The organism is Actinoallomurus acanthiterrae (assembly GCF_054775715.1).
The window spans coordinates 2,837,579-2,864,217 of the sequence record NZ_BAAHCO010000001.1 but is presented as its reverse complement, the minus strand read 5'-3'; the positions used below and the strand labels follow the sequence as shown (position 1 = coordinate 2,864,217).

Here is a 26,639-nt window from a genome sequence, read left to right as displayed (position 1 = left end):
CATGCCCTCACCGATCCGTATCGCGTTCGTCGGCGCCGGTTCGATCACCTTCACCCGGCAGCTGCTGCGCGACATCTTCTCCTTCCCCGAGCTCGCGGACGTACGGATCGCGCTGCACGACATCGACTCCGAGCGGCTGTCGGTCGCCGAGGCCCTCGCCCGCCGTACGGCGGACCAGTACGGCGCGAAGCCCGTGATCGTCGCGGAGTCCGACCGCAGGGCCGCGCTGGAGGGCAGCGACGTGGTGGTGAACATGGTCGCGATCGGCGGCCATCACGCCACGGTGACCGACTTCGAGGTGCCCGAGCGGTTCGGGCTGCGGCAGACGATCGGCGACACGCTCGGGATCGGCGGCATCTTCCGCGCGCTGCGCACCTTCCCGTTCCTGGAGTCGCTGGCCGCCGACATGGCCGCGGTCTGCCCGGACGCGTGGCTGCTCAACTACACCAACCCGATGGCGATGAACCTGCAGTACCTCGCCTCGGTGGCCCCCAGGTTGAAGGCCGCCGGCCTCTGCCACTCGGTCTACTGGACCGTACGCGGGCTGTGCGAGATCGTGGGCGTCCCGTACGAGGAGGTCGACCACCTGTCGGCCGGCGTCAACCACCAGGCGTGGATCCTGCGCTGGCAGCACGAGGGGCGGAGCCTCTACCCGGCGCTGGACGAGGCGATCGAGCGCGATCCGGAGCTGCGCCGGCGGGTGCGGGTGGACATGTACCGGCGGCTCGGCTTCTATCCGACGGAGACCAGCGAGCACTCCTCCGAGTACGTCCCCTTCTATCTCCGGCACCCGGCCGAGGTCGAGCGGCTGCGCATCCCGATCGGCGACTACGTCGGGATCAGCGCGGACAACGTCACCGAGTACGTCTCCATCCGGGACCGTCTCGCGGCGGGCCTCGACCCGGGGCCGGACGCGGAGGAGGACGCCGCCGAGTACGCCCCGCAGGTCATCCACAGCCTCGCCACCGGGACCCTGCGGACGATCCAGGTCACCACCGCCAACAGCGGGCTGGTCGCCAATCTGCCCGCGGGCGCCGCGGTGGAGGTCCCGGCGACCGTCGACCGACTGGGCGTCCACCCGCACGCGGTGGGCGCGCTGCCGCCCCAGCTCGCCGCGCTCAACCGGAGCTTCCTCAACGTCGTGGAGCTGGTCGTCGCCGCCGCCGTCGAAGGCGATCCCCGGCATGTACGGCACGCGGCCATGTCCGACCCGGCCACCGCCGCGGCGCTGACCGTCGACGAGATCTGGGCGCTCTGCGACGCGATGGTGGCCGCGCACGGCGACGCCCTGCCGCCGGCGCTGCGCACGCCGCTCTCGCCCGGGGCGCGCCGATGACCGCGGGCCCTGTGGACCTGCTGGTCGTCGGGGACGCCAACCCGGACGTCCTGGTGTCGGGCGCTCCGGAGACCCCGCCCGCGGGACAGGCCGAGACGCTGGTGGACGCCGGCGTCCTCGCCCTCGGCGGGTCGGCGGCGATCGTCGCCCACGGCGCCGCCCGCCTCGGCCTGGCCACGGCCTTCGTCGGGATGGTCGGCCGCGATCCGGCAGGGGACTTCGTCCTCGACGTCCTGTCGGCCGCGGGCGTCGACATCAGTGGCTGCACCCGGCACGAGAGCCTGCCGACGGCGCTGACGGTCTGCCTGAACCGGCCGGACGGCGACCGGGCCATCCTCACCGCGCCCGGTTGCCTGCCCGCCTTCGGCCCCGAGCACGTGCCCGACGTGGCCGCACGCCACGTGCACGCCGCCTCCTACTTCCTGCAGCCTCGCCTGGCCGCAGGGTTGCCGGGGCTCCTGGCCGCGGCCAGGGCCGCCGGCGCGTCCACGTCGCTGGACACCAACGACGACCCGGCGGGCGCGTGGCGGCTCGCGCCGGGGCTGCTGGCAGCCTGCGACCTGCTGCTGCCCAACGAGGATGAGGCGATCGCGCTGGCCGCTGCGCTCCACCCGTCACGGCGTCCCGGCGCGCCCGCCGAGAGGTCTGACGACGGCCACGGCGCTCTCGGCGCGAGTGCGGAGAGCTCCGGCGACGCCTGCGGTGCTCCCGGCGCGAGTGCGGAGAGCTCGGACGGCTCGGTGGCCGGCGGAGCTCTCGGCTCGGGGGCCGAGAGCTCTGGGGCCGCGGACGCCGACGGCGATCCCCTTGCGGGCGCGCTGGGCGTGCTGGCCGCCGCCGGTCCGCTGCCGGTGGTGAAGCGCGGCCGCCGGGGGGCCGTCGCGCGTTCCGGGACGAAGCTCATCGGCGCCCGTGGCCCGGAGGTCGCACCGGTCGACACGGTGGGTGCGGGTGACGGATTCGACGCGGGCTTCCTGGCCGGCTGGCTGACCAAGGGAGACCTCGCTCACGCGCTGGCCTGGGGGTGTGCCTGCGGCGCGCTGTCCACGCGGGCCGCGGGCGGTACCGCGGCACAGGCCGGTCCCGAGGAGGCCGCGGCCTTCGCCGAGCGGGTCCAGGTGGGCGCCGACCTGCTCGGATCCGTGTGACCCGCGCACGGAGGCGGCACAAGTGAGCAGTGGGGGTGAGCGGTTGCATCCCGTGCCGCCGATTATCAATCGCCAGAGAACGCCCTATAGTGATCGGATGCGTCAAGAGGAGCGCCTAGGTCTGATCCTCGACCGGCTCGCCCGGGACGGCTCCGTCTCCGTGGCCGACCTGACCGCCGAGTTGAAGGCCTCACCCGCCTCCATCCGCCGTGACCTGCACGTGCTGGAAGAGCAGCAACTGCTCAAACGCACGCACGGCGGCGCGGTCTCGGCCGAGGTGATGTACGAGCTGCCGATGCGCTATCGCACGGGCCGCCATCACCAGGAGAAGCTGCGGATCGCCCAGGCCGCGGCGGAGCTGGTGACCGAGTCGGTGCATTCGGTCGGCCTGGGCGGCGGCACGACCACGACGGAGCTGGCCCGGCTGCTCGGCGCGGCGGCCCGTCCGCTCAAGGTGATCACGAACGCGCTCAACATCGCCGGTGAGCTGTCCGTACGTCCGTCCATCGACCTTGTGGTGACCGGCGGCAGCGTGCGCTCGGCGTCGTACGAACTGGTCGGCCCGATCGCCAATCAGGCGCTCTCCGACATCAACCTCGACCTGGTCTTCATCGGCGTCGACGGCATCGAGGCGGGCCGGGGCATCAGCACGCACGACGACGTGGAGGCGCAGACCGACCGCTGTCTGCTGCGCACCGCCGACCGGGTGATCGTGCTGACGGACGGGTCCAAGGTCGGCAAGCGCGCCTTCTCCCGGATCACGGGGATCGAGGAGATCTCGGTGCTGATCACCGATGTCGGCGCGGACACGGCCGAGCTCGACCGGCTCCGCGCCGCCGGCGTCGAGGTCACCACCGTGTGAGCGGATGACCTGGTCGGTCATCCGCTCACGGGCGACGGGTCACTTGAGGCCGGACGAGGCGATCGACCGGACGAAGAAGCGCTGCGCGAGCACGAAGAGCACGAGCACCGGGATCTGGCTGGTCACGGTGCCGGCCATGAGCACGGGCCAGTTCGTCTGGTGGGCGCCCTGGAAGTTCTGCAGCCCGAGCTGAATGGTCATGTTCCCGGGGCTCTGCACGGCGATCAGGGGCCACAGGAAGTCGTTCCACACGTTGAGGAACGTCAGCACGGACAGGGTGGCGAGGGTCGGCCCCATCAGGGGGAGCAGGATCCTCCCGAGCGTCCGCAGCCGCCCGGCGCCGTCGATGCGGGCCGCCTCTTCCAGTTCCTTCGGCACGGTGGTGAAGAACTGCCGCATCAGGAAGACCCCGAACGGGGTGGCGAGGTTCGGCGCGATGAGCGCGCCGAGGGTGTCGGTCAGATGGAGGTGGTGCATCACGATGAGCGTGGGCAGCATGACGATCTGGAACGGCACCATCAACGTCGCGAGCACACCGATGAACAACAGCCGGCTGCCGAAGAAGCGGATCCGGGCGAAGGCGTAGCCGGCGAGCGAGCACAGCACCAGGTTGCCGACCACACAGCTGACCGACACGATCGTGCTGTTGAGCAGCCAGTGGCCGAAAGGCCCCTGGTGCCAGGCGGCGGTGTAGTTCTGCCAGTGGATCCCGCCAGGCAGGCCTGGCGGGAACCGCCGGGACTCCCGCTCCGTGGAGATGGACAGCAGCACCATCCACCCCAGCGGGGCGAGCATCACGACCGACAGCGGAATGAGCACCAGGTGCAGCGGGCTGGGCCGCCGGGACCGTGCTCGGGGCGGGCGTCCTCCCTCGTGGACACCCGCCAGGCGCGCCGGTCGCGTCAGTGCCGTGTCGGCCATCTCAGTTCACCTCGTACGGGGAGGCACGGCGGCTCAGCCAGAGCTGGACCACCGTGACGGCCAGGATCACGACGAACAGCGCGCTGCCGATGGCCGCCGCGTAGCCGCCGTCGAAGTCGGTGAACGCCTGCTGGTAGAGGTAGTAGACGAGCACCGTGCTGGCGTGCAGCGGTCCGCCCTTGGTGGTCACGTAGACCTCGTCGAACAGCTGCAACGCGTTGATCGTCAGCCAGACCAGCAGGAACGACGAGGCCGGGGCGAGCAGCGGCAGCTCGACCTTCCAGAACGCCTTGACCCGCCCGCAGCCGTCCAGGGCTGCGGCCTCCATGAGCTCGCGGGGCACGTTCTGCAGCGCGGACAGATAGATGATCACCGCGAAGCCGAGCCAGCCCCACACGGTCATCGCCACCACCGAGGGCAACGCCTCACCGGAACTCTGGAAGAACCCCTGCTGGGGCAGGCCGAGCTTGGCCAGGCCCGCGTTGACGGGGCCCAGCTGCGGATTGAGGATCCAGCTGAAGATGACGCCGGTGGCGACGGTCGAGGTGACCAGCGGGACGAAGACCGCCATCCGGTAGAAGGTCATGCCGCGTACCTTCTGGTTCAGCAGGACCGCGATGGGGATCGCCAGCGCCATCGTGACCGGTACGAACAGCACGCAGTAGACCAGCGTCTGCCGCGCCGCCTGCCAGAAGACGGGGTCGTGCACCATCCGCTTGTAGTTGGCGGCGCCGGACCAGGTGCCGGGCGACGTCAGGTCCGTCTGCTGGAAGGACAGCAGGAGGGACCAGACCACCGGCACCAGCCCGAACAGGCCGATCAGGAGGACGGCCGGCGACACGAACGCCCAGCCGGCGAGATGGTCGGCCCGGCGCGCCCGGTTCGGACGGCGCCGCCCGCCGTCGCGCCGGGCCGACTTCCCGTCGCGTGCGGTGCGGCCCGCCGCCATGACGGCCACTACGAGCCCGCCAGGATGGAGTCGGCCTGGTCACGCGCCTGGTCGAGGGCCGCCTTCGGCTGCGCCTTGCCCAGCAGGACCGACTGCACGGCGGTGCCGAGGACCTGGGAGATCTTCGGGTAGGCCGGGATGTTGGGCCGGGACTTGGTGACGTACTTCGACAGGTTGTCCACGAAGACCTTGTTGGCCGGGTACTTCTTGAGGAACTCCTGGTAGCCGGGGAGCTTCGTCTCCGACTCGCGCAGCGGAAGGTCCCCGGTGGCGATGGAGAACCGCAGGTGGACCTCTGCCGAGTCCAGCCACTGCAGGAACGCCCACGCGGTCTTGCGGTCGCCCTTGCTGAACAGCATGTAGTTGTCCGGGCCGGCGATGGTGGCGTGAGTGACCTTGCCGGGCAGGATCTGGCTGCCGTACTGGATGTCCTTGGGGATGCCGGACAGGTCCCACGGACCCGTCCAGAGCATCGCGATCTTCCCCGAGTTGAAGAGGTTCTGGTACTGGCCGTCGCCGGTCTCGAGGTAGACGGAGTGGTCGGTCACCGCCATGTCGTGCAACAGCTGCATCGCCGACAGCCCGGCCGGGGAGTCGAACGCCGACTTCTTGCCGTCCGGGGTGAGCAGGTCGCCGCCCGCCTGCCACAGCATCGCGATGAACCGCCAGACGGTGTCCTCCGAACCGTCGTTGAAGTACGACCAGCCGTACTGGTGCTTGGAAGGGTCGGTGAGGCGGCGCGCGGCGTTCTGGAAGTCGGTCCACGTCCAGGACGGCGTGGGATAGGAGACCCCCGCCGCGTCGAAGAGCTTCTTGTTGTAGACCAGCGCCAGGTTGTCGACCAGCGCGGGGATCCCGTAGATCTTGCCGTCGGGAGTGGTGGCCGCCTGCCGCGCGGCCGGGAAGAAGTCGTTCCACTGGAAGGCGGGGGTGCCCTTCACCAGCGGCGTGAGGTCCTGGGTCTGCGGCCGTTTGGCCAGCGTCGTGATCGAGGAGCCGAACTCATAGGCGACTCCCGGCGCCTTGCCCGAGACGAAGGCGCCCAGCGTCTTCTTCAGGGCGTCGTCGTTGGTGCCGGCGAACGTGACGTTCACCTTCTGGTCGGGGTGGGCCTTGTTCCACTCCTGGCCCAGGGTGTTGATCGCCGTCAGCTCTTTGTCCGTGTAGCCATGCCAGACGACCACGGCGTCGTGCGACGTCCCCGAACCTCCGGAGCAACCCGCCACGGCGCCGAGGGCCAGCGTGGCGGCGACGGCGGTGAGCCGGGCGCCGAGCCCTCGGCCGAGCGGTCGCGATGGTGCGCGCATCTTCATACTCCCCTTGCGTAGGGCCGCCCAACGAGTGCGCTTTACGAAGGCTTCATGCTCGTTAGCGATTGTTGTGAGGGACTTTAGATCAGGATCGATCACGGAAACAAGGCATACGTGAAGAATGCGTCACATTGACGGGCGGTCAGGACCGGAGCGGCGGTCAGAGCCGGAGCAGGCGGCGGGCGTTGGCCGCGTACAGCAAGGGCAGCGCCGTGGCCGGCAGGTCGAGTGCGTGTACGTCCCAGCGCCCCTGGGGCGGTACCGCCTCGTCGGGGGCGTAGGAGAACGCCTCGTCGGCCGACTCGAGGAAACGGAACCACAGCCGGTAGTCGTCGCCGCGAGGAGAGAACGCGTCGGTCCCGAACAGCACCCGCTCGGGGTGGCGGAGGAAGAGCGCCCGCGCCGCCCGCGGCTGTCGGCCGAGCTCGGCCATCCGCCCGGCCAGGTCGATGTGGAAGTTCGGGTAGGCGGTGAGCATGCGGTCGACCCACCGCAGGTCCTCGGCGTTGCAGCCGACGTGCGCGCCGATGAAGACCGTGTCCGGATGGGCCTTGACCAGGACCTCCAGGGAGCGCATCAGCTCACCGAACGACGGGAAGCGGTCCCGGTCGCCGAACCACCAGTCCGGGTTCTCGATCAGCTCTTCGAGCCGCTCGTTGTGCCGGTCCAGGGGCTCGAAGAAGGCGACCGGATCGGCGCTGTGGATCAGCACCGGCACCCGCAGTTCGGCGCAGGCCCGCCAGATCGGCGCCAGGCGCGGATCACCCGGCAGCAGCAGCCCGCCGTCGGCGTCGCGGACGCGCAGGCCGAGGTCCTTCCACACTTTGAGGCCGCGGGCGCCGCGCGCGACCGAGGCGCGGAGGTCACGGACCAGCCGGTCCACCCCATCCGGCTCGGCCGCCAGGCGCCAGTCGAGCTGGCAGAACGTGACGAAGCGGCCCGGGTAGGCGGCGTCGTACCGGTCGAGGTTCTCGCCGAGTTCCTCTCCCCAGCGTCCGTCGAGGTTGACGACCGTCGCGACCTGGCATTCGTCCATCGCCGCGACGAGCGCCGCCACGTCCCGGACCAGCCAGCCGCCGTCGGGCGACAGCCACCGCCCCAGGTGGTTGTGCACGTCGACGCACGGGACGGCGGCGGCCGGAACCGACGTGGCCTCGGCCCGTACCTGGGAACGAGGGGTGTAGTCGCGGAGTCTCAGGTCGGCCAGCGAATCAGCGCTCATTGCGCAGATTCAACCAGTCTGGGTGATCGAATCAGCGCGGTTCAGCCTTGATGTCGGCAGATGTCGGCAGATATCGCCTACTCGCCCGCCTCCAGGTCACCCTCCAGATCGAGGTAGGTCTGGCGGAGACGCTCCAGGGTCTCGGCGGCGGGTTCGGCCCACAGGTCGCGGTCGGCGGCCTCGAGCAGCCGCTCGGTGATGCCGCGCAGCGCCCACGGGTTCGAGCGCTCCATGAACGCGCGGTTCTCGGCGTCGAAGACGTACTCCTGCGCCAGCTTCTCGTACATCCAGTCGTCGACCACCCCGGCCGTGGCGTCGTAGCCGAAGAGGTAGTCGACGGTCGCGGCGAGCTCGAAGGCGCCCTTGTAACCGTGCCGGCGCATCGCGGCGATCCACCGCGGGTTGACGACCCGGGCGCGGAACACCCGGTGGGTCTCCTCCCCGAGCGTGCGCGTCTTCACCTGGTCGGGCAGCGCGGAGTCGCCGACGTAGGCGGCGGGGTTCTTCCCGGTGAGCGACCGGACCATGGCGACCATGCCGCCGTGGTACTGGAAGTAGTCGTCGGAGTCGACGATGTCGTGCTCGCGGGTGTCCTGGTTCTTGGCCGCGACCGAGATGCGGCGGAACGCCGCCTCCATGTCCGGGCGCGCCTCCCGCCCGTCCAGACCGCGCCCGTACGCGTAGCCGCCCCACACGGCGTACACCTCGGCGAGGTCCCGGTCGTCCCGCCAGTTGCGGGCGTCGATCAGCGGCAGCAGGCCCGCGCCGTACGCGCCCGGCTTCGACCCGAAGATCCGGCTGGTCGCGCGCCGCCAGTCGCCGTGTCCCGCCATATCCTCCAGCGCGTGGGCGCGGACGTGGTTGTCCGGCTCGTCGAGGTCCGCGACCGCGCCGATCGCGTCGTCCATGAGCGCGATGACGTGCGGGAAGGCGTCCCGGAAGAACCCGGAGATCCGTAGGGTGACGTCCACACGCGGCCGGCCCAGCTCCTCGCTCGGGACGATCTCGAAGCCCGTGACGCGGCGCGACGCCTCGTCCCACACCGGGCGGACGCCGATCAGCGCGAGTACCTCGGCGATGTCGTCGCCCTGCGTGCGCATCGCGGCGGTCCCCCACACTGTGAGGCCGACACTGCGCGGATACTCGCCGGTGTCGTCCAGGTGGCGCTGGATCAGCGAATCGGCGAGGGACACCCCGACGTCCCACGCCGTACGGGACGGGATCGCCTTCGGGTCGACGGAGTAGAAGTTACGGCCGGTCGGCAGCACGTTGACCAGCCCGCGCGTGGGCGAGCCGGACGGACCGGCGGGCACGTAGCCGCCGTCGAGCGCGTGCAGGACCGCGTCGATCTCCCGCGACGTGGCGTCCAGGCGCGGCACGACCTCGCGCGCGCCGAACTCCAGCAGGCGTACGACGTCGGGAACCTCATGGCCGAGCACCTCGGCGCAGACGGCGGTGGCCCGGGAGGCATCCCAGCCGAGCGTCTCCATGCCGACGACGAGCCGGCGCGCCACCGCCTCGAGGAGGTCGACCACGTCGGAGGCGGTCCGCGCGGGACCGTCCACGAGCTCGGCGAGCGCCGTGGCCTCCACCCGCGCGCCCGGTTCGGCGAGCAGCTCGCGCTCGTCCAGCCCGTAGGCCTGCGCGATCGCGGCGCGCAGGCCCGGCAGCGCGCCCGCCCGGCCCGCCCACACCTGCGCGGCGCGGAGCACGGCCAGCACCAGGTTGACGCGCTGCTCCGCCTCCGGAGCCTGGCCGAGGATGTGCAGGCCGTCGCGGATCTGGACGTCCTTGATCTCGCAGAGGTAGCCGTCGATGTGCAGGACGAAGTCGTCGAAGTCGCCCTCGCCCGGCTCGTCGCTGACGTGCAGGTCGTGGTGGAGCTCGGCGGCCTTCACCAGCGTCCAGATCTGGGCGCGCACGGTGGGCAGCTTCGCCGGGTCCATCGCCTGGACGGTGGCGTACTCGTCGAGGAGCTGTTCGAGCTTGGCCAGGTCCCCGTACGTGTCGGCGCGCGCCATCGGCGGCACCAGATGGTCGACGACCACAGCGTGGCCGCGCCGTTTCGCCTGGGTGCCCTCGCCCGGGTCGTTGACGATGAACGGGTAGACGAGCGGCAGGTCGCCGAGGACCGCGTCCGGAGCGCATTCGTCCGACAGCCCGAGTCCCTTGCCGGGCAGCCACTCGAGCGTGCCGTGCTTACCGAGGTGGATCACCGCGTCGGCGCCGAACACCTCGTCCAGCCAGCGGTACGCCGCAAGGTAGTGGTGCGAGGGCGGCAGATCGGGGTCGTGGTAGATCGCCACCGGGTTCTCCCCGAACCCGCGCGGCGGCTGGATCATGAGCACGACGTTCCCGAACTGCAGCGACGCCAGCACGATCTCGTCGTTGTCGGTGTACAGCTCGCCCGGCGGCTCGCCCCAGTGCTCCCGCATGCCCTCGCGCAGCGACTCCGGCAGCGCGGTGAACCAGCGCTCGTAGTCCTTCAGGGGCACCCGGGCTGGCGCGGCACGCAGCTGCTCCTCGGTCAGCCACTCGACGTCGTGGCCGCCCGCCGCGATCAGCGAGTGGATCAGTGTGTCCCCGTCGGTGGGGTGTTCGCCGACGTCGTCAGCCGGCCTCGCGCAGCGCCGCGAGCAGGCGGACCGCCGAGACGGGCGTGTCCAGGCCGACGGCGTTGCCGACGCGGGCGTGCTTGGTCGGGTACGACGACAGCACGATCGCGAGCCTGCGCTCGGCGACCGGCGTGTGCCCGAGGCGTGCCTGGCGGACGGCGATCCCGGCGACGCGCGCGGCCCGCTCCGGGTCGGCGGCGTACACGGGGATGCCGTCCGGCCCCTCCTCCTTGAAGGAGAACGGCACCGAGATCAGCCTGCCGTCGAACTCGGGGATCGCGACCTGCATCGCGGCGTCCATCGGGGACAGCGCGGCGTCCGACGCCTCCCAGGTGGCACGGGACGTCGTCAGGCACAGCCCCTGGATGACGGGAACGTCCAGGGCGGCCAGCGCCCCGGCGTCCCACGCGTCCTCGTCGCCGCCCGCCGACGCGTCCGCGGCCACGGCCCCGCCCGCGGCGAGCACGGTGACGACGAGGGCGTCCGCCCGGCCCAGCAGTTCTAGGAGCTCTTCGTCGGCGGAACGCAGGGAGCCGCAGAAGACGGGCAGCGCGTTCGCGCCCAGCTCCACGATCCGCTCGCACAGCGTGTCCACGAACGCGGTGTTGCCGGACAGCTCGTGCGCCCGGTAGAAGACGACACCGACGGTCGGCCGGCCGTCCTTCGGCTCGACACCGGTCTGATGCACGCCGTACGCCGGCATCCGCTGCGGCGGCTCGAAGCCCTCACCCGTGAGCAGCACGGTGTCGGACAGGAAGCGGGCCAGCTCCCGCAGGTTGTCCACACCGCCCTCGCGCAGATAGTCCAGCGCCTCGGCGGCGACGCCGGCGGGCACCGTCGACAGCGCCATCAGCTCGGCGTCCGGAGCGGCCTCCCCGCCCAACGCGATCAGCGGCAGGCCCCGGCGACGCAGATCCGCCACGCCCTCCTGCCAGGTCTTCAGCCCGCCGAGCAGCCGGACCACCACGACATCGGCGCCCTCACAGAGCCCGTCGAGATCGGCGACGTCCAGCCGGGACGGGTTGCCGGTCACATATCCGGCGTTCGCGGAGCGGGCCGACAGGAGTTCGGTATCGGCCGTTGAGAGCAGCAGGACACGCACGCGTCGTTCCTTCCCTCGGGGGTCCTCGCCCCGGCTCGGGTAAAAGGTCACCGACAGCGGGAAGTCTCCTGACTCCCAGGTCACCGCTCCCCCGCGGCCTTCCAGCTGGTCGCCGTGGCCGTACGCGCGGGTTCGCTACCTGGTCACAGTTGCGGGACAGCCCCGGATTCCCACCGGGTTCCTTCCCTTCGCCGTCGCGCGCCCAGTCTACGAGGACGCCCCCGACCCCGCACCGCCCCAGGTCACCGGAACACCCGGCGCACCCGCACGGCTGCCGCGCCCCGCGGCTCTCTCCTCATCTCCGCCAGGACCTGGCGACGGGATCCCAGTCCGCCCCCACGATCTGCCCGGCCAGCAGCGGATCGGCGAACGCGGTCACCTCCGCGACGACCTCGGCGAAGTCGTCCGGATACGCGTCACCGTCCGGACCCAGCCTCCTCCGCCATTCACGGTAGATACGTCCTCGAAGATCGATGAGTGACCTGATGCTTTCGGAGAGCGGTCGTGGTTTCACTCCTCGGTGATGTGCCGCTTTGGTCACCGCGTCATGCAGCCCGGCACCGGAGAAGGCGTTGCTTCCCGCGAGTCGCCATACGTCGGCATAGTCACGTACCTACAGGAGAGGCATCGGCCATGTATCAAAGTATTACCAGGTCGACGCGAGCTGGTAATACTTTGATACACGCAGACCCTCCGCACCCTCCGCACCCTCCGCGGCCCGCCGGTCGGCGAGGGCCGCCGCGTACCGTGGAGGCCATGGGGAGTGCCGCTACCGTCAGTCAGACGGCCCGCGTACGGCCGTCGGTGCGGCTCGCGCCGTCGGTGGCACGCTGCGTCGGTTACCGGTACGAGGGCTTCGCCCCGGGGACGCATCGGGGGCTCCCGTCCCGGCACCTGACCGTGGTCCTCGGCCTGGACGCACCGACCCGTACGCTCGTCGGCGCGGACCGGACGCCGACCGCCTTCATGGCCCTCGTGGGAGGCATGCACACCTGGCCGGTGACCATCGCGCACGACGGTGACCTGGCCGGGATCCAGCTCGACCTCACGCCGGAGGGGGCGCGTTCCCTGTTCGGGCTGCCCGCCGGCGCGATCGGCGGGGCCGTCCTGTCCCTCGACGACCTGATCGGCCCGCGGGCCGGGGAACTGGTCGAACGCCTCACCGAGGCCACGACCTGGCGGGGACGATTCGCCGTAGTCGAGGACGTGCTGTCGCGCGGCATCGGCCGGCTGCCGGGACCGGCGCCCGAAATCGCGTACGCCTGGCAGCGGCTCGCCGAGACCGACGGGACCGTACGGATCGCCGACCTGGCGCGCGAGGTGGGCTGGAGCCGGCGGCACCTGGGCGAGCGGTTCGCCGCGGAGTACGGCCTGCGGCCCAAGGAGGCCGCCCGCGTGATGCGGTTCGAGCGGTCCAAACAGCTGCTCCAGCGGCCCGGCCGCCCGCCGCTCGCGGACGTCGCGGCCGCCTGCGGCTACTACGACCAGGCTCACCTGGCCCGCGATTGGAACGACCTGGCCGGGTGTCCCCCGTCGCTGTGGCTGGCCGACGAGGAGCTCCCATTCGTCCAAGGCGACGAGGACGCTCCACGGGAACGATGAGGGCATGAGCGAAACACGAATCTGGCCCGCACTCCGCTATAAGGACGCCCACGCCGCGATCCGGTTCCTCGTCGACGCCTTCGGGTTCGAGGAGGTCGCCGTCTACGAGAACGAAGGCCGGGTCGAGCACGCCGAGCTCCGCGCGCCGGGAGGCGGCGGCATCATGCTCGGCAGCGCCACCCGCACCGACAGCGCGATCGCCGACCTGCCGCCCGGCACGGGATCGGTGTACGTCGTGATCGACGAGCCCGACGCGCTGTACGAACGGGCGGTGGCGGCGGGGGCGACCGTCGTTCAGGGCCTGCGCGACGAGGACTACGGGTCGCGCGGGTTCACCGTCCGGGACCCCGAAGGCGTCTTCTGGAGCTTCGGCACCTACGCGGGCTCGGCGTCCTGACCGCAGGTCACGGGGTCAGGACGGGGCAGCCGAGCCACTCCTCGGCGTGCACCGGCGGGGGTGCGCCCTGGGACACCGCCATGCGCAGCGGCCAGAACGGCTCGCGGGACCCCTCCGCGGCGAGCCTCGCCAGGAACGCCGACGTCGAGAGCAGGACGCTCGCGCGGTGGCGGCGCACCCGCTCGGCCACCCCGGTGACCGAACGACGGCCGGAGTCGAGCACCGCGCTCGCCCCGGAGTACAGGGGCAGGAAGACGGTGTTGCGCAGCCCCACCGGGTCGTACGTCTTCGGCACGGAGAACAGCACGTCGTTCTCCCGCAGGCCGAACGGCTCCATCGCCAGGAACGACGCCTCCGGGTCGCCGTGCGCGTACAGCGCGCCGTACTGGGCGAAGGCCGGTGTGCCCGGGTGCACCGGGTGCGCCGGCGGCGTCCGCGTGCGGGACATCGCGGCGACCAGTTCGGCGGGCGTGATGACGTGCTCGTGCCTGCCGAGTGCGCAGACCGCGACCTCTCCCGGCGGGAGGGCCGATGCCTCCGGGTCGGTGAGCAGCGCGATCGCCCCGATGCGCACCGCTCCAAGGAACGCCCACACGAACTCCATCGACCCGGGCAGCGCGATCACCACCCGGTCGCCCGGCCGTACCCCGCGCTCCTGGAACACGCCCGCCGCGCGACCCGCCCCGAGATGCACCTCCCCGTGGGTGAAGTCGTCGTCACCGCACAGGAACGCGACCCGGTCCCACCAGCCGAAAGCGAGTGTCCATTGGCTCAGCGACTCGGCGAGATTCGCGGCCGCGGACGGGTCGGGCGTACGCACAATCGGAGACTAAGCCGATCCATCGTGCCGGGACAGACCCGCAGCGTGATCAAATGGTCTCTAAGGAGGCCATCTGTGGACAATCTGCGTGTCGCTCTGATCGGGTATGGAACCGGAGGTGCGGTCTTTCACGCTCCGCTGATCGCCGCCGCCCCCGGCCTGGAGCTGGCGGCCGTCGTGACCCGTGACCCGGAGCGCCGGACCGCCGTAAGTGACCGGTACGCCGGCACCGAGCTCCTCGACGCACCCGACGACATATGGTCCGGCGGATACGACCTGGTCGTGGTGACGACGCCGAACCGCACGCACGTCCCCCTGGCCCGCGCGGCGCTAGACGCGGGCCTCCCCGTCGTGGTCGACAAGCCGATCGCGGCCACGGCCGCCGAGGCCCGGTCGCTGGCCGGCGGCCCCCTGGTCGTGCCGTTTCACAACCGCCGCTGGGACGGCGATTTCCGGACCGCCGCCCGGCTGATCGGTGACGGGACGCTCGGCCGGGTGCTGCGGTTCGAGTCGCGGTTCACGCGCTGGCGCCCGCAGATCAAGCCGGGCTGGAAGGAGACCGCCGACCCGGCCGCCGGCGGCGGTGTCCTGTACGACCTCGGCGCCCACCTGATCGACCAGGCCGTCACGCTGTTCGGCCCGCCCGTCGACGCCCACGCCGAGCTGGACGTACGGCGGCCCGGCGCGGAGGCGGTCGACGACGCGTTCGTGGCCCTCACGCATGAGAACGGGGTCCGGTCCCACCTGTGGATGAGCGCGATCAGCGCGGACCTCGGCCCCCGGTTCCGGGTGCTGGGCGACCGCGCCGCGTACGTCACCTACGGCCTGGACGTCCAGGAGGACCAGCTCCGCGCCGGGCTCACACCTGCGGAACCGGAGTACGGAGTGACGCCCCCGGAGGCGTACGGAACGGTCGGAACCCCCGGCGACACCCGACCCGAACCGACCGACCCGGGCCGCTACCAGGACTTCTATCCGGCCGTCGCGGCGGCGGTCCGCGGCGACGGGCCGCCCCCGGTCACCCTCGAGGACGCCGCTGCCGGCCTCGATGTCATCGAGACCGCCGTACGCCGGGCCGCGGGCGGCTGAGCACCCCCGCGGCACCGCCATCCCGTGGTGTGGGCCCCAACACGCCGGTGAGGGAGTCCTCCAGCGTGGGGAACCCGGGCCGTTCGTACAGGCGCTGCCAGAGCCGCGCCGTCGACGTCTCGTAGAGGTCAGGTCACGACTGTCACCGTTTCCGCCGGTGAGTCGTGGTGGCGCCAGAGATGTTCGGCGATGTCGTCGGGTTCGTGGGTGAGTCCCGGCCCCACGGCGCCGACGATGGTGATGCGGCCGACGTGGATCCCTCGTTGCGGCAGCGTCTGTGCGAGCAGGTCGAGGTAGCCGTTCAGCCCGGCGTAGACGACGGCGCTCACGGTGCGCTCCGGGCTGGGTCGTACGGCGGCGCCGCCGGTGGTGAACAGCAGCGTGCCGGAGCCGCGTTCCAGCATCCCCGGCAGGACGGCCTGGGCGACGGCGACGGCGCCCACGACCGTGAGGGCCAGGGCGTCCTTCACGTCTCCGGCCGTGGTGTCGAGGACGGGCCGGATGAGGGCTATGTCGGCGAGCGGGCTGAAGCAGACGACCTCGGGAACCCCGAGGGCGGACGTCAGTTCGTCGAGCGCTCGGGTGATGTCGTCGGGGTCGGTGATGTCACCGGTGGTGGCGATGGCCTGGTGGCCGCTGCCGCGCAGGTCGTCGACGATGGCGTCGAGGCGCGCCCGACCGCGGGCGATGAGTCCGGTCGGGTGGCCCTCCCGGGCGAAACGGCGGGCGACGGAGGCCCCGATGCCCGGGCCCGCGCCGACGACGAAGACGGGCCCGCTCACTGGGCGGTCCATCCGCCGTCGACGGCGACGAGCGCGCCGGTGATGAAGCTCGCCGCGTCGGACGCGAGGAACGCGACGGCCTCGGCGACCTCTTCCGGACGCCCGATCCGGCCGATCGGGTGAGCCTCGCCGAACGAGGCGAGCATCTCGCGGCCGTTCTCGACGACGCCTTCCATGATGTCGGTGTCGATCACCCCGGGGAGGACCGCGTTGGAGCGGATGCCCTTCGGGCCGCCCTCGACGGCGAGCACGCGGGTGATCTGGGCGATTGCGCCCTTCGACGCGGCGTAGGCCGTCTGCGTCTCGAAGGCGACGACCGATGAGATCGAGGCGATCGACACGATCGCGCCGCCGCCACCGGCCTCCATGACGCGGAAGGCCTCACGTGCCTGGACGAAGTTGCCGCCGGCGTTGACGCGCAGGATGCCCTCGAAGTCCTCGACGGTGGTCTCGGTGATCGGCTTGTTCAGGGTACGGCCCGCGTTGTTGACGAGGATGTCGAGGCGGCCGAACCGGTCGACGGCCAGCCGCATGGTCGAGCGCGCGAGGTCCTCGTCGGCGACGTCACCGACCAGCGCGGCCACGTTGCCGGGGTCCTCCGCGGCGAGCTCCTGGACCGCGTCGGAGCGGTCGGTGACGACGAGCCGGGCGCCGCGGGCGCGCAGCAGGGTGGCCGTCGCACGGCCGATGCCCCGTGCGGCGCCGGTGACGACGGCGACCCGTCCGGTGAGATCCCAGGTGGTCGGAGTGATGGTCATGGCTTTCTTCCTTCAGCGTTGGCGAGCCCGGCCGTACGACGATCTCGTTGACGTCGACGCCGACCGGCTGCGCGAGGGCGTACGACACGGCCTCGGCGATGGCGTCCGGCTCGATCGCGTGCGCCCGGTAGGTGCGCATGGCCTCGGCGGCTCCGCGTTCGGTGATGGAGTCCGCGAGCTCGGAGGTGACCACCCCGGGAGAGATGGTCGTGACCCGGATCGAGGGATCGCTCTCCTGCCGCAGGCCCTCGGTAATCGCCCAGGCGGCGTACTTGGTACCGGAGTAGACGGCGCTGGTGGGCACCACCTGGTGCGCACCGATGCTCGCGATCGTGACGAAGTGACCCGATCGCTGCGCGGTGAAATGAGGCAGGGCCGCGGCGATCCCGTACAGCAGGCCCCGGACGTTCACGTCGATCATCCGGTCCCACTCCTCGACCAGCAGGGAGTCGAGCCGCGACAGCGGCATGACCCCCGCGTTGTTGACGAAGACGTCGATCTGCCCGGCGCGGTCCCGCGCGAACTCGACGAAGTCCTCGACGTCGGCGCGCTTGGTCACGTCGAGCGGGACGGGATGCAGGGTTCCCCCGGAGCGCGAGGTCGCCTCCGCGGTGCGTTCGGCGAGCGCCCGCAGGCGGTCGGTCCGCCGTGCGCCCGCGAACACGTGGTGTCCCTGACGTGCGAGGCGGGCGGCGACGGCCTCACCGATACCGCTGCTGGCACCCGTGACGAGGACGACCTTGTGGTCGAGCGGTGTTTCATCCTGGTTCGTCGGCATGACTTCGACGATGGCCGGTGCCGTACGGCTGAAGAAGGGCGCCGTCTTCCTGGGAGTACCGCACCCACCAAGTGACCGGCGGACGCTCATACGATGGCCGGTATGACACGCTCCGATCTCGGCGCCTATCTGCGCGCCCGGCGGGCCCAGGTCACGCCGGGCGAGGCCGATCTGCCGAGCGTCGGCCACCGGCGGGTCCCCGGTCTGCGGCGCGAAGAGGTGGCGTTGCTGGCCGGCGTCAGCGTCGACTACTACATCCGTCTCGAGCAAGGCCGCGAACGCACGCCTTCGGCGCAGGTGATCGACGCCTTGGCCGCCGCCCTGCGCCTCGACGAGGACGGCCGCGAACACCTGTTCCGCCTGGCCGGGCTCAGCCCCCGCGCCCGAGCCACCGCCGTCCACGAACGCGTCGACCCGAGCCTGCTGCAGCTCATGACCGCCTGGCCGGACAACCCCGCCATCGTCTACAACCGCGCCTACGACGTGCTCGCCTCGAACGCGATCGCCGACGCCCTCTTCCACGACTGGGCGCACTCACGCAACCTCATGCACGTGGTGTTCACCGACCCGGCCGCGCGAGCCTTCTACCGGGACTGGCACGACGTCGCGCGAAACTCGGTGGCCGGCTTTCGCCTCAACTACGGCAAGGCTCCGCACGACCCGCGAATCCGGCGGGTGCTCACCGAGCTGCTCGACCAGAGCCCGGAGTTCGCCGAACTGTGGGCCCACCACGACGCCCGTGGCAAGGCGCTCGACCGCAAACGCTTCGACCACCGCGACGTCGGAGAACTGACGTTGACCATGCAGACGTTCGACGTCCGCTCCAGCCCCGGGCAGGAACTCGTCGTCTACCACGCGGAACCGGCATCGGCGAGCAGCCAGGCCCTCGCCCTCCTCGGCTCCCTGGCCGCCACCTCACGCCAGGAGACCTGACGCCCGCCAGGCCGTGGCCGGCCCTCAGTCGCGCGGTGGCCGCCGGGCGATGACGTGGAGGAGTGCGGCGACTCTGCGGTACGGGTCGGTGCGGCCGGCGCGTTCCTCGGCGGCGAGCAACGCGTCGAGGTCCTCGGGTACGGGGGCGTCGTCGGCCGCGGTGTCGGTGAAGACGCGGACGCCGTACCAGGCGGGCACGGACAGGCCGCGCTCGGCGAGCGCGGCCGTCAGGTCGGCGAGCCGGTCCGCGCGGGCCTCGACGCCGATCCGGTTGCGGTAGGACGTGCCGTCGAAGGCCGCCGCGGCGGCCGGCCAGTCGCCGAACAGGCCGGGCCGCATGGCCAAGGCGTCACCGTTGCGGGCCAGGAGGGACACCAGCGCGCCCGGAGCGGCGACGGCCGCGACGGCCTCGAGGAGCGGGCCCGGGTCGGCGAAGTACATGAGAACGCCGTGGCAGAGGACGACGTCGAAGACCGCCGTCCCGCACAACTCGGCGGCCCGCGTCACGTCTCCCTGGACGACGCGGACGCGCTCCCGTACGGCGGCCGGTTCGGCGTCCAGCGCGGTCGTGAGGTCGCCGAGCAACGCGGACGAAGCATCAAGCCCGGTCACAGCGTGGCCGCGGCGGGCGAGCCGGAGGATCTGCGTTCCCTGGCCGCAGCCGAGGTCGAGGACGCGCCGGGGCGGCGCGTCCGGAAGGTGCTCGGCGAGCTGCCGCGCCACCAGCTCCTGGCGAACCGTCTGCCGGAGCGACCCCAGTCCCGCCCGCCAGCGCTCCTCGCCCGCCGCGAACCCGCTCATGCGCCCTCCTTCGTCGGAGGAGTGACCCGGCGCGCCATGCTTACGATTCGCTCGCTCCGCTCACTCATGAGCCGACTCCTCCCCGCCCGTACCCGCTCACGACCCGGCGCCGCCCGGTGGCACGATCGGCAGGTCCCTCGGGGCGCCGGTCTCGATGAGACGCCACAGGGCGTCGGTGTCGAGGTGCTGCTCCACCAGGTCGCCGAGCGCGTCGAGCTGCGCCTCCCGCAGCGCGGCGAAGTCGGTGTCCGGGGCCGGGGTGAACTCGCGGCCCGCGACCCGGGCGACGTCGGCGAGGAAGGCGCGGCGGAAGCCGTCGTTCTCCAGCGCGCCGTGCCAGGTCGTGCCCCAGACCGCCCCGACACGGCAGCCGTCGAGGAACGGTTCCCCGCCCTCGACGGCGGCCACGCCGTGGTGGATCTCGTACGCGTGGACCGGCTCGCCGTAGGCGGTGCCGCTGGGCCTGCGCAGGGTCTTGTCGGGGGCGAACTCCACGCGCACAGGCAGCAGCCCCAGGCCCGCCACCGGTCCTGCCATCGACTCGATGTCGTCGAGGATCTCGCGGGCCAGCATCTGGTAGCCGCCGCAGATCCCGAGCACCGGGCGGCCGGCCCGCGCCCGTCGTACGACCTCGGCGGCCAGTCCGTGTTCGTGCAGCCAGGCCAGGTCGGCGACCGTGGCCCGGGATCCGGGCAGTACGACGAGGTCGGCGTCGGCCAGTTCGCCGGGCGTGGTCGCGAACCGTACGCTCACGCCGGGCTCGGCGGACAGGGCGTCCAGGTCGGTGAAGTTCGAGATGCGCGGCAGCCGGGCGACCGCGACCCGCAGCGTCTCCCCCGCGACCGCCGGACGGGTCGGGGGACGCGCGTCCAGGGCGAGGGAGTCCTCCACGTCGAGCCAGAGCCCGCCGAGCCAGGGCAGCACGCCGTACACCGGCCGGCCGGTCAGGGCGGTGATCTGTGCGAGGCCGGGGGCCAGCAGCTCCGGCGCGCCCCGGAACTTGTTGATGACGAATCCGGCGATCAGCCGCTGGTCCTCCGGTTCCAGCAGGCCGACCGTCCCGTACAGCGCGGCGAACACCCCGCCCCGGTCGATGTCCCCGACGACGATCACCGGCATGCCGGGGCCGTCCGGGGACCCGGCGGCGCGCGCGAGGCCCATGTTCGCGAGGTCGCCGGCGCGCAGGTTGATCTCGGCGGGGCTGCCCGCGCCCTCGCAGATCACCACGTCGTACCGCGCGCGCAGCTCGGCGAGGCTGGCGAGGACCACCTCGCGGAGGCGCCGCTTGTGCTCGGCGTACCCCATGGCGTCGACCTCGGCGATCGGGTGGCCGAGCACGACCACCTGGCTGCGCCGGTCGCTGCCGGGCTTGAGGAGCACCGGGTTCATGTGGGCGGTGGGCTCGACCCGGGCGGCGGCGGCCTGCATGGCCTGTGCCCGCCCGATCTCCGCGCCGTCGGCGGTGACCATCGAGTTGAGCGACATGTTCTGCGCCTTGAACGGGGCGACCTTGACGCCCTGCCGGGCGAGCCACCGGCAGATCCCCGCCGTGAGGATGCTCTTGCCCGCATCCGACGTCGTCCCCGCGACCAGCAGCATCCCATTGCCCACGGACGCCGACGGTAGCAGCCGGGCGGCGGGCGGCCGGAGCCGGTGCGTGACGGCCTCCTACAGTGGATGCTCGTGCTTTACGGCAGATCTGCGGAGATCAGTGCACTCGACGAGGTGATCGGGCGGGCCCGCGACGGCTCCGGCGGCGCGGTGGTGTTGCGGGGCGAGGCGGGCGCGGGCAAGACCGCCCTGCTCGACGCGGCGGCCGCGCGAGGCGGCGCGATGCGTGTGCTCCGGACTACCGGCGTCGAGTCCGAGTCCGACCTCGCGTTCGCGGCGCTGCACCAGGTGCTGTGGCCGGTGACCGCCTCGCTCGACGCGCTGCCCGAACCGCAGCGCGACGCTGTGAGTACGGCCCTGGGGCTTGCCGCGGGCAGTGCCGGGGATCGGTTCCTGCTGGGCGCCGGCGTGCTCTCGCTGCTGGCCGAGGCAGCCGCGCCGGACGGGCTGATCTGCGTGGTCGACGACTTCCAGTGGGTGGACCGGGCCTCGGCCGACGCGCTGCTGTTCGCCGCCAGGCGGCTGGGGACGGAACGGATCGCGATGTTGTTCGCCGTGCGCGGGGACGTTCCGGTCAAGGGCGTGCCGCTGACAGTGGACGTGCGTGGCCTGCCCGAGTCCGCGGCGGCCGAGCTGCTGGAGTCCCGCCACGGTGTGCTGCCCGCTCATGTGGCGCGGGAGCTCGTCACGCTGACCCGCGCGAATCCGCTCGCCCTGGGCGAGATCGCCGCCCGCCTGACGCCCGCGCAGCTCGCCGGGCGCGAACCCCTGCCTGAACCGTTGCCCGGTGGCGCCCGGCTCTTCGGCGATCGGGTGGCCGCGTTGTCCGCCCCTGCCCGGCTGGTCGCCCTGGTCGCCGCCGTGGAGGCCGACCTCGGCCAGGTCCTGCGCGCCACCGACCGGTTGTTCGCCGAGGAGGCGATACGGCCCGCCGAGAACACCGCTGGGCGGGTGGCGTTGGCCGAGCTGGAAGGGGCCGGGCTGGCCGGGGTGTCGGGCACGAGCGTGCGCTTCCGTCATCCGCTCATCCGGTCCGCGGTGCACGAGGCGGCCGCTCCCGCCGACGTCCGCCGCGTGCACGCCGTCCTGGCGGAGCTGACCGCGGATGATCGCCGCGCCTGGCACCTGGCCGGAGCCGCCCTGGGCCAGGACGAGCAGGTCGCCGCCGCGCTGGTGGCCGCCGCGGAGCGGGCGCGCGACCGCGGCGGGTACGGCGCCGCCGCCACGGCCCTGACCAGGGCCGCCGAGCTGACCCCCGAGCCGCGCGCCCGTGCCGTCCGCCTGAAGGACGCCGCCGTCGCGGCCTGGCTCGGCGGCCGCCCGGGACAGGCGGAGTCGCTGCTGGCCGAGGCGCGCGAACGGGCCGACGCGGACGCCACCCTCGCCATGGAGATCGCCCAGCTCCGGGGCCGGTTCGAGCTGAACTCGGGCAACGCCGCCGAGGCCGTACGGATCCTGGCGGCGGGCGACAGCCTCGACATGCTGGCCGACGCCGTGGAGGCGGCCTCATTCGTCGGTGACACGGCGGCCATCGTCGAGCTCGGCCGGAGGGCGGCGGCGCACCCCGAGAGTTTCTTGCGGGACGTGGTGGCCGGGATCGGCCTGACGTTGGACGGCGACGCCGCCGGGCCGGGCCTGCTGCGGCGGGCGCTGGCGCGGGCCGGCGAGCTGGAGGACGCGGCGGGGTACCTGTGGGCGACGGCCGCGGCCAGCACTCTGGGCGAGTCGGACCTGGCCACCGAGATGGCCGGACGGGCCGGCCGGGTGGCCAGGGTGTCGGGTATGACCGGGCAACTGCCCGTCGTGCTGGAGTTCGTGGCGACCGCCGAGCGCATCGCCGGGCGGCTGGCACGCAGCCAGGCCATCTCCGAGGAGGGTCTGGCGCTGGCCCGGGAGGCCGGGTATGAGAACACGGTGGCCGCGCACCTGGCCAACCTGGCGGCGCTGGCGGCGCTGCGGGGCGAGGAGGAGGCCTGCGAGCGCCAGGCCCGCGAGGCGCTGGCCATCGCCGTACCGCATCGGGTGGGTTTGCAAGCGGGAGTGGCCGCGTACGCGCTGGCGCTGCTCGACCTGTGCCTGGGCCGCTACGCGGCGGCGCACGACCGTTTCACGGCCATCGCGGCGGCGGGGCCGGGCGCCGGGCATCCGACCGTGGTGTGGCGGAGCGCGCCGGACCGCGTCGAGGCCGCCGTGGGCGCGGGCGACGAGGAGGGCGCGCGTACGACGCTGGCCGCGTATGAGCGATGGTCGGCGCACGCGGCGACGGCCGAGTCGCGCGCGCTGCTGGCCCGTTGCCGGGGCCTGGCCCACTCGTCCGAGGACGCCTTCGGCGAGGCGCTGCGGCTCCACACCAACCCGTTCGAGGCGGCCAGGACCGCCCTGCTGCTGGGTGAGCGCCTGCGCCGCGGGCAGCGGCCGGGCGAGGCGCGGGCGCATCTGCGGATGGCGTGGGAGACGTTCGAACGGGCCGGTGCCCGGCCGTGGGCGCGGCGCGCGCAGGACGAGCTGCGGGCGGCGGGCGAGAGCGGGCAGGCTCCGCCCGCGGCCGTGCTCGACGCGCTGACCCCGCAGGAGCTGCGCATCGCGGGCCTGGTCGCCGACGGGTTGTCGAGCAAGCAGATCGCCGCCCGGCTCTTCCTGAGCCCGCGCACGGTCGAATACCACCTGTACAAGATCTATCCGAAGCTGGGCATCGGCTCCCGTACGGAACTGGCGCGGCTAGTAGTTCTACAGAAGGCGCCCGTAGCCGAAGACGACATGCTCTGAGACATGCAGAACGTGAACATCTGGAGCGAAGAGTTCGGCGCCGAGACGGACGCGCCGATCCTGTTGATCATGGGTTCGATGTCGCAGGGCATCCTGTGGCCGGACGAGTTCGTCGGCCGCCTGACCGCCGGAGGCCGCCGGGTGATCCGGTACGACCACCGTGACACCGGGATGTCGGGCACCGTCGACTTCGCGGCGGAGCCGTACACCTGGGACGACATCAAGAACGACGTGTACCGCGTGCTGGACGCCCACGGCCTGGAGAGCGCGCACCTGGTCTGCCACTCGGCGGGCGGGCTGCTCGGCCAGTTCGTCGCCGTGGAGCGGCCGGAGCGGGTGCGCTCGCTGACCGTCATCGCCTCCTCACCGCTCGGCGGCGGCGAGGGTCAGGTGCTCGTGCGGGCCCTGATGGGGCAGCCGCAGTCCGAGGGGAGCCTGCCCGAGCCGGCGCCGGAGTTCGTGGCCTTCTACCGCGCGCTGATGGCCGCCCCGCCACCGGAGGACCGGCGCGCGCGGATCGACGGCATGATCGCCGAGCAGCGTGTGCTGCACGGCACCGGGCTGCCGTTCGACGAGGACGCGGCGCGCCGGCTGCAGGAGCGGATCTACGATCGGGCCCGCGACCTGCCGGCGGTGGCCAACCACCGGCTGGCCGCGATGGCCAAGCCCGACTTCGAGCCGGTGGGCGTGCTGCACCAGGTGAAGGCGCCCACGCTGGTCATCGAGGGCAGCCACGAGCCGGCCAAGCCGGGCCACGGCGCGATCATCGCCGAGCAGATTTCAGGGGCGCGGCTGCTGATCGTGGCGGGCATGGGGCACACGCTGCCGCTTGAGGTGCACGAGGAGTTGGCCGCCGCCGTCCTCGCGCACACGGCCGGGTGACGGCGACGGGATCTTAGGAGGCGCCGAGGGCCCGGTGCGTGAGCTCCTGCACCGCGGCGGTGACCTCCCGGACGTCGATCGGTGTGCCTGGGGCGATCAGGTCGTCGAGCAGGCCGTCGGCCGCGTGGTAGACCATGCGGAACGCCATGGCCGGATCGCGGGCCTCGAACGCTCCCGCCTCGGCGCCCTCGGCGACGTAGCCGCAGATCAGGTCGATGACGCGCTGGTTGGCGCGCTTGCAGATCTCCAGGGCGGTGGCGTTCGCCGAGCCGTAGACGACGCGGTGCAGCTCGGCGTTCCGGACGGCGTGCTCGATGAGCGTGGCGAGGAGGCCGTCGATCGTCGGCCACCAGCCGCGGTCCTCACCGAGGATGTCCTGGGTCTTGGTGACGATCGCGTCGACGTACCGCTCCCAGAGCGCGCCGAGCAGGTGGTCCTTGGAATCGAAGTACAGATAAAAGGTGCCCTTGCCGATCTCGGCGGCGTCGGTGATGTGGCCGATCGTGGCGACGTTGAAGCCGATCGAGCCGAACACCTCCTGGCCCGCCCGGAGGATGTCCTCCCGGCGGTCGTCGTGGCTCTTCGTCACCCGCTTGCGCCGTACGCCCGTCGCCATCGCGTCCGTCCCCTTCTCCGCCGGCCTTGAGCATATCTGAATGACCAGCGTTCAGTCGGTTGACTGAACGTCGGTCATTGGGATTGACTGACCGTCGGTCAGTCATCGTCTCGAGGAGGCATCCGATGTCAGCCGACACCGTCGGTGGCGCGCTACACGTGGACCGACCCGCGCGGGCGACCGGATGGAGGTTCCGGGGCGCCGCGTACACACTGCTGGTCCTGCTGGCCGGCACCAACCTGCCCACGCCGCTCTACCGCGGCTACCAAAGGGCCTTCGGGTTCTCGCCGCTCGTCGTCACCCTGATCTTCGCCGCCTATGTCGCGGCTCTCATCCCGTCGCTCCTGGTCGCCGGACCACTGTCGGACGCCGTCGGCCGCCGCCGGGTCCTGCTCCCCGCCGTGGGCCTGGCGGCCGTCGGCGCCCTGGTCTTCGCCCTCGCCACCGGGACGGCCTGGCTGTTCGCCGCCCGCATCGCCCAGGGGGTGGCCCTCGGCGCGGCGTCCGGAGCGCTCAGCGCCGTTCTGACCGAGCTCGAACCGAACGGCGACCGCCGCCGCGCCGCCCTCGTCACCACCGTCGCGTCCGTCGGCGGGCTCGGCGCGGGGCCACTGCTGTCGGGCCTGCTCGCGCAGTACGCTCCGGCCCCTCGGGTGCTCCCGTACGTCGTGGAGATCGCCCTGCTGGTTCCGGCGGCCGTGGCGATGGCGGCACTGCCCCCGGGACGCGCGGCGGCCCGATGGCGACCGCAACGACCCCGGATCCCGGCCGCCATGCGACGGGTCTTCGCCGCCAGCGGTGTCGCCGGCTTCCTGGCCTTCGCCGTCATCGGTCTGTTCCTCACACTCGTCCCGCCGTACGTGGCCACCCTGGCGCGAAGCGCGAACCTCGCCCTCAGCGGTGGCGCGGTGGCCCTCATGCTCGGTTCGTCGGCCGTCGCCCAGGTCGTCGCGTACGGTCGGAGGCCGGTCACCGTCCGGGCGGCCGGGCTGCCCCTGCTCGCCGCCGGGCTCGTCCTGCTCGCCGTCGCCGGAGCGGTGGCGTCCCTGCCCCTGCTCCTCACCGCCACCGTCGTGGCCGGAGCCGGGCAGGGACTGGTGTTCCTCGGCTCCCTCACCCTGGTCAACAACGGGGCGCCCGCCGAGCGCCGCGCCGAGGTCATGGCGGGTTTCTTCGTGGTCATCTACCTCGGCGTCGGCGTGCCGGTGATCGGCGTCGGCCTCCTCGCCACGGCGACCGGCCTGCTGACCGCCGTCCAGGACTTCGCCTACGTCACCGCCGCCCTGTGCCTGACCGTCCTGGCCGCCCCGTACCTGGCGCGCCGGCCCGGCCGCTGAAA

The 26,639-nt window shown here is 72.3% G+C and carries 21 protein-coding genes, 2 pseudogenes and 1 riboswitch; of the genes and pseudogenes, 10 read left to right on the top strand and 13 right to left on the bottom strand.

Features of this window, described 5'->3' with window-relative positions; genetic code table 11:
* Position 1 precedes the first annotated feature (1 nt).
* The 3 genes from melA (at position 2) to ACYVF7_RS13900 (ending at position 3,346) form a co-directional block, all read left to right on the top strand.
* On the top strand, positions 2 to 1,336 hold the full coding sequence (melA, locus tag ACYVF7_RS13910) for an alpha-galactosidase (RefSeq protein ID WP_460339558.1): 1,335 nt from the start codon (positions 2 to 4) through the stop codon (positions 1,334 to 1,336).
* Positions 1,333 to 2,484 carry a carbohydrate kinase family protein gene (locus tag ACYVF7_RS13905; RefSeq protein ID WP_460339556.1) on the top strand — a complete coding sequence of 384 codons (1,152 nt, stop codon included), beginning with the start codon at positions 1,333 to 1,335 and terminating at the stop codon, positions 2,482 to 2,484. Before melA ends, ACYVF7_RS13905 begins: the two co-directional genes overlap by 4 nt.
* Positions 2,485 to 2,581: 97 nt before the next feature.
* Entirely contained in the window at positions 2,582 to 3,346 is a 765-nt protein-coding gene (locus ACYVF7_RS13900) for a DeoR/GlpR family DNA-binding transcription regulator (protein WP_460339554.1), read from the top strand.
* A gap of 39 nt (positions 3,347 to 3,385) precedes the next feature.
* On the opposite strand, the gene ACYVF7_RS13895 is transcribed toward ACYVF7_RS13900, so the two are convergent.
* The 6 genes and pseudogenes from ACYVF7_RS13895 to ACYVF7_RS13870 all read right to left on the bottom strand — a co-directional run bounded on the left by ACYVF7_RS13895 (position 3,386) and on the right by ACYVF7_RS13870 (position 11,979).
* A complete protein-coding gene (locus ACYVF7_RS13895; protein WP_460339552.1) occupies positions 3,386 to 4,267 on the bottom strand; it encodes a carbohydrate ABC transporter permease in 882 nt (293 codons plus the stop codon).
* Between the two features lies 1 nt (position 4,268).
* Positions 4,269 to 5,216 carry a carbohydrate ABC transporter permease gene (locus tag ACYVF7_RS13890; RefSeq protein ID WP_460339550.1) on the bottom strand — a complete coding sequence of 316 codons (948 nt, stop codon included), beginning with the start codon at positions 5,214 to 5,216 and terminating at the stop codon, positions 4,269 to 4,271.
* 8 nt (positions 5,217 to 5,224) lie between these two features.
* Positions 5,225 to 6,523 carry an ABC transporter substrate-binding protein gene (locus tag ACYVF7_RS13885; protein ID WP_460339548.1) on the bottom strand — a complete coding sequence of 433 codons (1,299 nt, stop codon included), beginning with the start codon at positions 6,521 to 6,523 and terminating at the stop codon, positions 5,225 to 5,227.
* A gap of 163 nt (positions 6,524 to 6,686) precedes the next feature.
* Positions 6,687 to 7,748, bottom strand: coding sequence for an amidohydrolase family protein (locus ACYVF7_RS13880; protein ID WP_460339546.1), 1,062 nt, complete (start codon positions 7,746 to 7,748; stop codon positions 6,687 to 6,689).
* A gap of 77 nt (positions 7,749 to 7,825) precedes the next feature.
* Positions 7,826 to 11,465: pseudogene (gene cobN, locus ACYVF7_RS13875) on the bottom strand (cobaltochelatase subunit CobN).
* Positions 11,466 to 11,526: 61 nt separating this feature from the next.
* Positions 11,527 to 11,649: riboswitch (cobalamin riboswitch) on the bottom strand.
* A gap of 111 nt (positions 11,650 to 11,760) precedes the next feature.
* Positions 11,761 to 11,979, bottom strand: a complete 219-nt coding sequence (locus ACYVF7_RS13870) for a hypothetical protein (protein WP_460339544.1) — start codon at positions 11,977 to 11,979, stop codon at positions 11,761 to 11,763.
* A 242-nt stretch (positions 11,980 to 12,221) separates the two neighbouring features.
* On the opposite strand from ACYVF7_RS13870, the gene ACYVF7_RS13865 reads away from it, so the two are divergent.
* Complete coding sequence (locus ACYVF7_RS13865) at positions 12,222 to 13,067, top strand: helix-turn-helix domain-containing protein (protein ID WP_460339542.1); 846 nt, start codon at positions 12,222 to 12,224, stop codon at positions 13,065 to 13,067.
* A 4-nt stretch (positions 13,068 to 13,071) separates the two neighbouring features.
* Entirely contained in the window at positions 13,072 to 13,464 is a 393-nt protein-coding gene (locus ACYVF7_RS13860; RefSeq protein ID WP_460339539.1) for a VOC family protein, read from the top strand.
* 7 nt (positions 13,465 to 13,471) lie between these two features.
* On the opposite strand, the gene ACYVF7_RS13855 is transcribed toward ACYVF7_RS13860, so the two are convergent.
* Positions 13,472 to 14,284, bottom strand: coding sequence for an AMP-binding protein (locus ACYVF7_RS13855; RefSeq protein ID WP_460339537.1), 813 nt, complete (start codon positions 14,282 to 14,284; stop codon positions 13,472 to 13,474).
* A 75-nt stretch (positions 14,285 to 14,359) separates the two neighbouring features.
* On the opposite strand from ACYVF7_RS13855, the gene ACYVF7_RS13850 reads away from it, so the two are divergent.
* Positions 14,360 to 15,373, top strand: a complete 1,014-nt coding sequence (locus tag ACYVF7_RS13850; protein ID WP_460339535.1) for a Gfo/Idh/MocA family oxidoreductase — start codon at positions 14,360 to 14,362, stop codon at positions 15,371 to 15,373.
* A gap of 128 nt (positions 15,374 to 15,501) precedes the next feature.
* On the opposite strand, the gene ACYVF7_RS13845 is transcribed toward ACYVF7_RS13850, so the two are convergent.
* The 3 genes and pseudogenes from ACYVF7_RS13845 to ACYVF7_RS13835 form a co-directional block, all read right to left on the bottom strand.
* Positions 15,502 to 16,155 carry an SDR family NAD(P)-dependent oxidoreductase gene (locus tag ACYVF7_RS13845; RefSeq protein ID WP_460339532.1) on the bottom strand — a complete coding sequence of 218 codons (654 nt, stop codon included), beginning with the start codon at positions 16,153 to 16,155 and terminating at the stop codon, positions 15,502 to 15,504.
* The gene (locus ACYVF7_RS13840) at positions 16,152 to 16,913 is read right to left on the bottom strand and encodes an SDR family NAD(P)-dependent oxidoreductase (protein WP_460339530.1); all 762 of its coding nucleotides are present in this window, start codon (positions 16,911 to 16,913) and stop codon (positions 16,152 to 16,154) included. Before ACYVF7_RS13840 ends, ACYVF7_RS13845 begins: the two co-directional genes overlap by 4 nt.
* 91 nt (positions 16,914 to 17,004) lie before the next feature.
* Positions 17,005 to 17,691 (bottom strand): annotated as a pseudogene (locus ACYVF7_RS13835) (SDR family oxidoreductase); the annotation flags it as partial.
* 102 nt (positions 17,692 to 17,793) lie between these two features.
* Here ACYVF7_RS13835 and ACYVF7_RS13830 point away from each other — a divergent pair.
* Positions 17,794 to 18,624, top strand: coding sequence for a helix-turn-helix transcriptional regulator (locus tag ACYVF7_RS13830; RefSeq protein ID WP_460339528.1), 831 nt, complete (start codon positions 17,794 to 17,796; stop codon positions 18,622 to 18,624).
* A gap of 24 nt (positions 18,625 to 18,648) precedes the next feature.
* Here ACYVF7_RS13830 and ACYVF7_RS13825 read toward each other — a convergent pair whose 3' ends face one another.
* Positions 18,649 to 19,425: a methyltransferase domain-containing protein gene (locus ACYVF7_RS13825; RefSeq protein WP_460339526.1), complete on the bottom strand. Its 777-nt coding sequence runs from the start codon at positions 19,423 to 19,425 to the stop codon at positions 18,649 to 18,651.
* 96 nt (positions 19,426 to 19,521) lie between these two features.
* On the bottom strand, positions 19,522 to 21,024 hold the full coding sequence (locus ACYVF7_RS13820; protein WP_460357904.1) for a cobyric acid synthase: 1,503 nt from the start codon (positions 21,022 to 21,024) through the stop codon (positions 19,522 to 19,524).
* Between the two features lie 78 nt (positions 21,025 to 21,102).
* On the opposite strand from ACYVF7_RS13820, the gene ACYVF7_RS13815 reads away from it, so the two are divergent.
* Both ACYVF7_RS13815 and ACYVF7_RS13810 read left to right on the top strand, forming a co-directional pair.
* Positions 21,103 to 23,802 (top strand): AAA family ATPase, encoded by a 2,700-nt coding sequence (locus tag ACYVF7_RS13815; protein WP_460339524.1) that lies wholly within the window; start codon positions 21,103 to 21,105, stop codon positions 23,800 to 23,802.
* Between the two features lie 3 nt (positions 23,803 to 23,805).
* Entirely contained in the window at positions 23,806 to 24,684 is an 879-nt protein-coding gene (locus ACYVF7_RS13810; protein WP_460339523.1) for an alpha/beta fold hydrolase, read from the top strand.
* 13 nt (positions 24,685 to 24,697) lie between these two features.
* Here ACYVF7_RS13810 and ACYVF7_RS13805 read toward each other — a convergent pair whose 3' ends face one another.
* Complete coding sequence (locus tag ACYVF7_RS13805; protein ID WP_460339521.1) at positions 24,698 to 25,300, bottom strand: TetR/AcrR family transcriptional regulator; 603 nt, start codon at positions 25,298 to 25,300, stop codon at positions 24,698 to 24,700.
* Positions 25,301 to 25,425: 125 nt separating this feature from the next.
* Here ACYVF7_RS13805 and ACYVF7_RS13800 point away from each other — a divergent pair, with 125 nt between their 5' ends.
* On the top strand, positions 25,426 to 26,637 hold the full coding sequence (locus tag ACYVF7_RS13800; protein WP_460339519.1) for an MFS transporter: 1,212 nt from the start codon (positions 25,426 to 25,428) through the stop codon (positions 26,635 to 26,637).
* Positions 26,638 to 26,639 lie beyond the last annotated feature (2 nt).

Coding starts and splice junctions, on each gene's coding strand:
- ACYVF7_RS13840 (WP_460339530.1), bottom strand. CDS start 16,913: ATGACCATCACTCCGACCACCTGGGATCTCACCGGACGGGTCGCCGTC.
- ACYVF7_RS13815 (WP_460339524.1), top strand. CDS start 21,103: ATGCTCGTGCTTTACGGCAGATCTGCGGAGATCAGTGCACTCGACGAG.
- ACYVF7_RS13890 (WP_460339550.1), bottom strand. CDS start 5,216: ATGGCGGCGGGCCGCACCGCACGCGACGGGAAGTCGGCCCGGCGCGAC.
- melA (WP_460339558.1), top strand. CDS start 2: ATGCCCTCACCGATCCGTATCGCGTTCGTCGGCGCCGGTTCGATCACC.
- ACYVF7_RS13860 (WP_460339539.1), top strand. CDS start 13,072: ATGAGCGAAACACGAATCTGGCCCGCACTCCGCTATAAGGACGCCCAC.
- ACYVF7_RS13885 (WP_460339548.1), bottom strand. CDS start 6,523: ATGCGCGCACCATCGCGACCGCTCGGCCGAGGGCTCGGCGCCCGGCTC.
- ACYVF7_RS13905 (WP_460339556.1), top strand. CDS start 1,333: ATGACCGCGGGCCCTGTGGACCTGCTGGTCGTCGGGGACGCCAACCCG.
- ACYVF7_RS13830 (WP_460339528.1), top strand. CDS start 17,794: ATGACACGCTCCGATCTCGGCGCCTATCTGCGCGCCCGGCGGGCCCAG.
- ACYVF7_RS13825 (WP_460339526.1), bottom strand. CDS start 19,425: ATGAGCGGGTTCGCGGCGGGCGAGGAGCGCTGGCGGGCGGGACTGGGG.
- ACYVF7_RS13865 (WP_460339542.1), top strand. CDS start 12,222: ATGGGGAGTGCCGCTACCGTCAGTCAGACGGCCCGCGTACGGCCGTCG.
- ACYVF7_RS13800 (WP_460339519.1), top strand. CDS start 25,426: ATGTCAGCCGACACCGTCGGTGGCGCGCTACACGTGGACCGACCCGCG.
- ACYVF7_RS13810 (WP_460339523.1), top strand. CDS start 23,806: ATGCAGAACGTGAACATCTGGAGCGAAGAGTTCGGCGCCGAGACGGAC.
- ACYVF7_RS13900 (WP_460339554.1), top strand. CDS start 2,582: ATGCGTCAAGAGGAGCGCCTAGGTCTGATCCTCGACCGGCTCGCCCGG.
- ACYVF7_RS13895 (WP_460339552.1), bottom strand. CDS start 4,267: ATGGCCGACACGGCACTGACGCGACCGGCGCGCCTGGCGGGTGTCCAC.
- ACYVF7_RS13880 (WP_460339546.1), bottom strand. CDS start 7,748: ATGAGCGCTGATTCGCTGGCCGACCTGAGACTCCGCGACTACACCCCT.
- ACYVF7_RS13805 (WP_460339521.1), bottom strand. CDS start 25,300: ATGGCGACGGGCGTACGGCGCAAGCGGGTGACGAAGAGCCACGACGAC.
- ACYVF7_RS13820 (WP_460357904.1), bottom strand. CDS start 21,024: ATGCTGCTGGTCGCGGGGACGACGTCGGATGCGGGCAAGAGCATCCTC.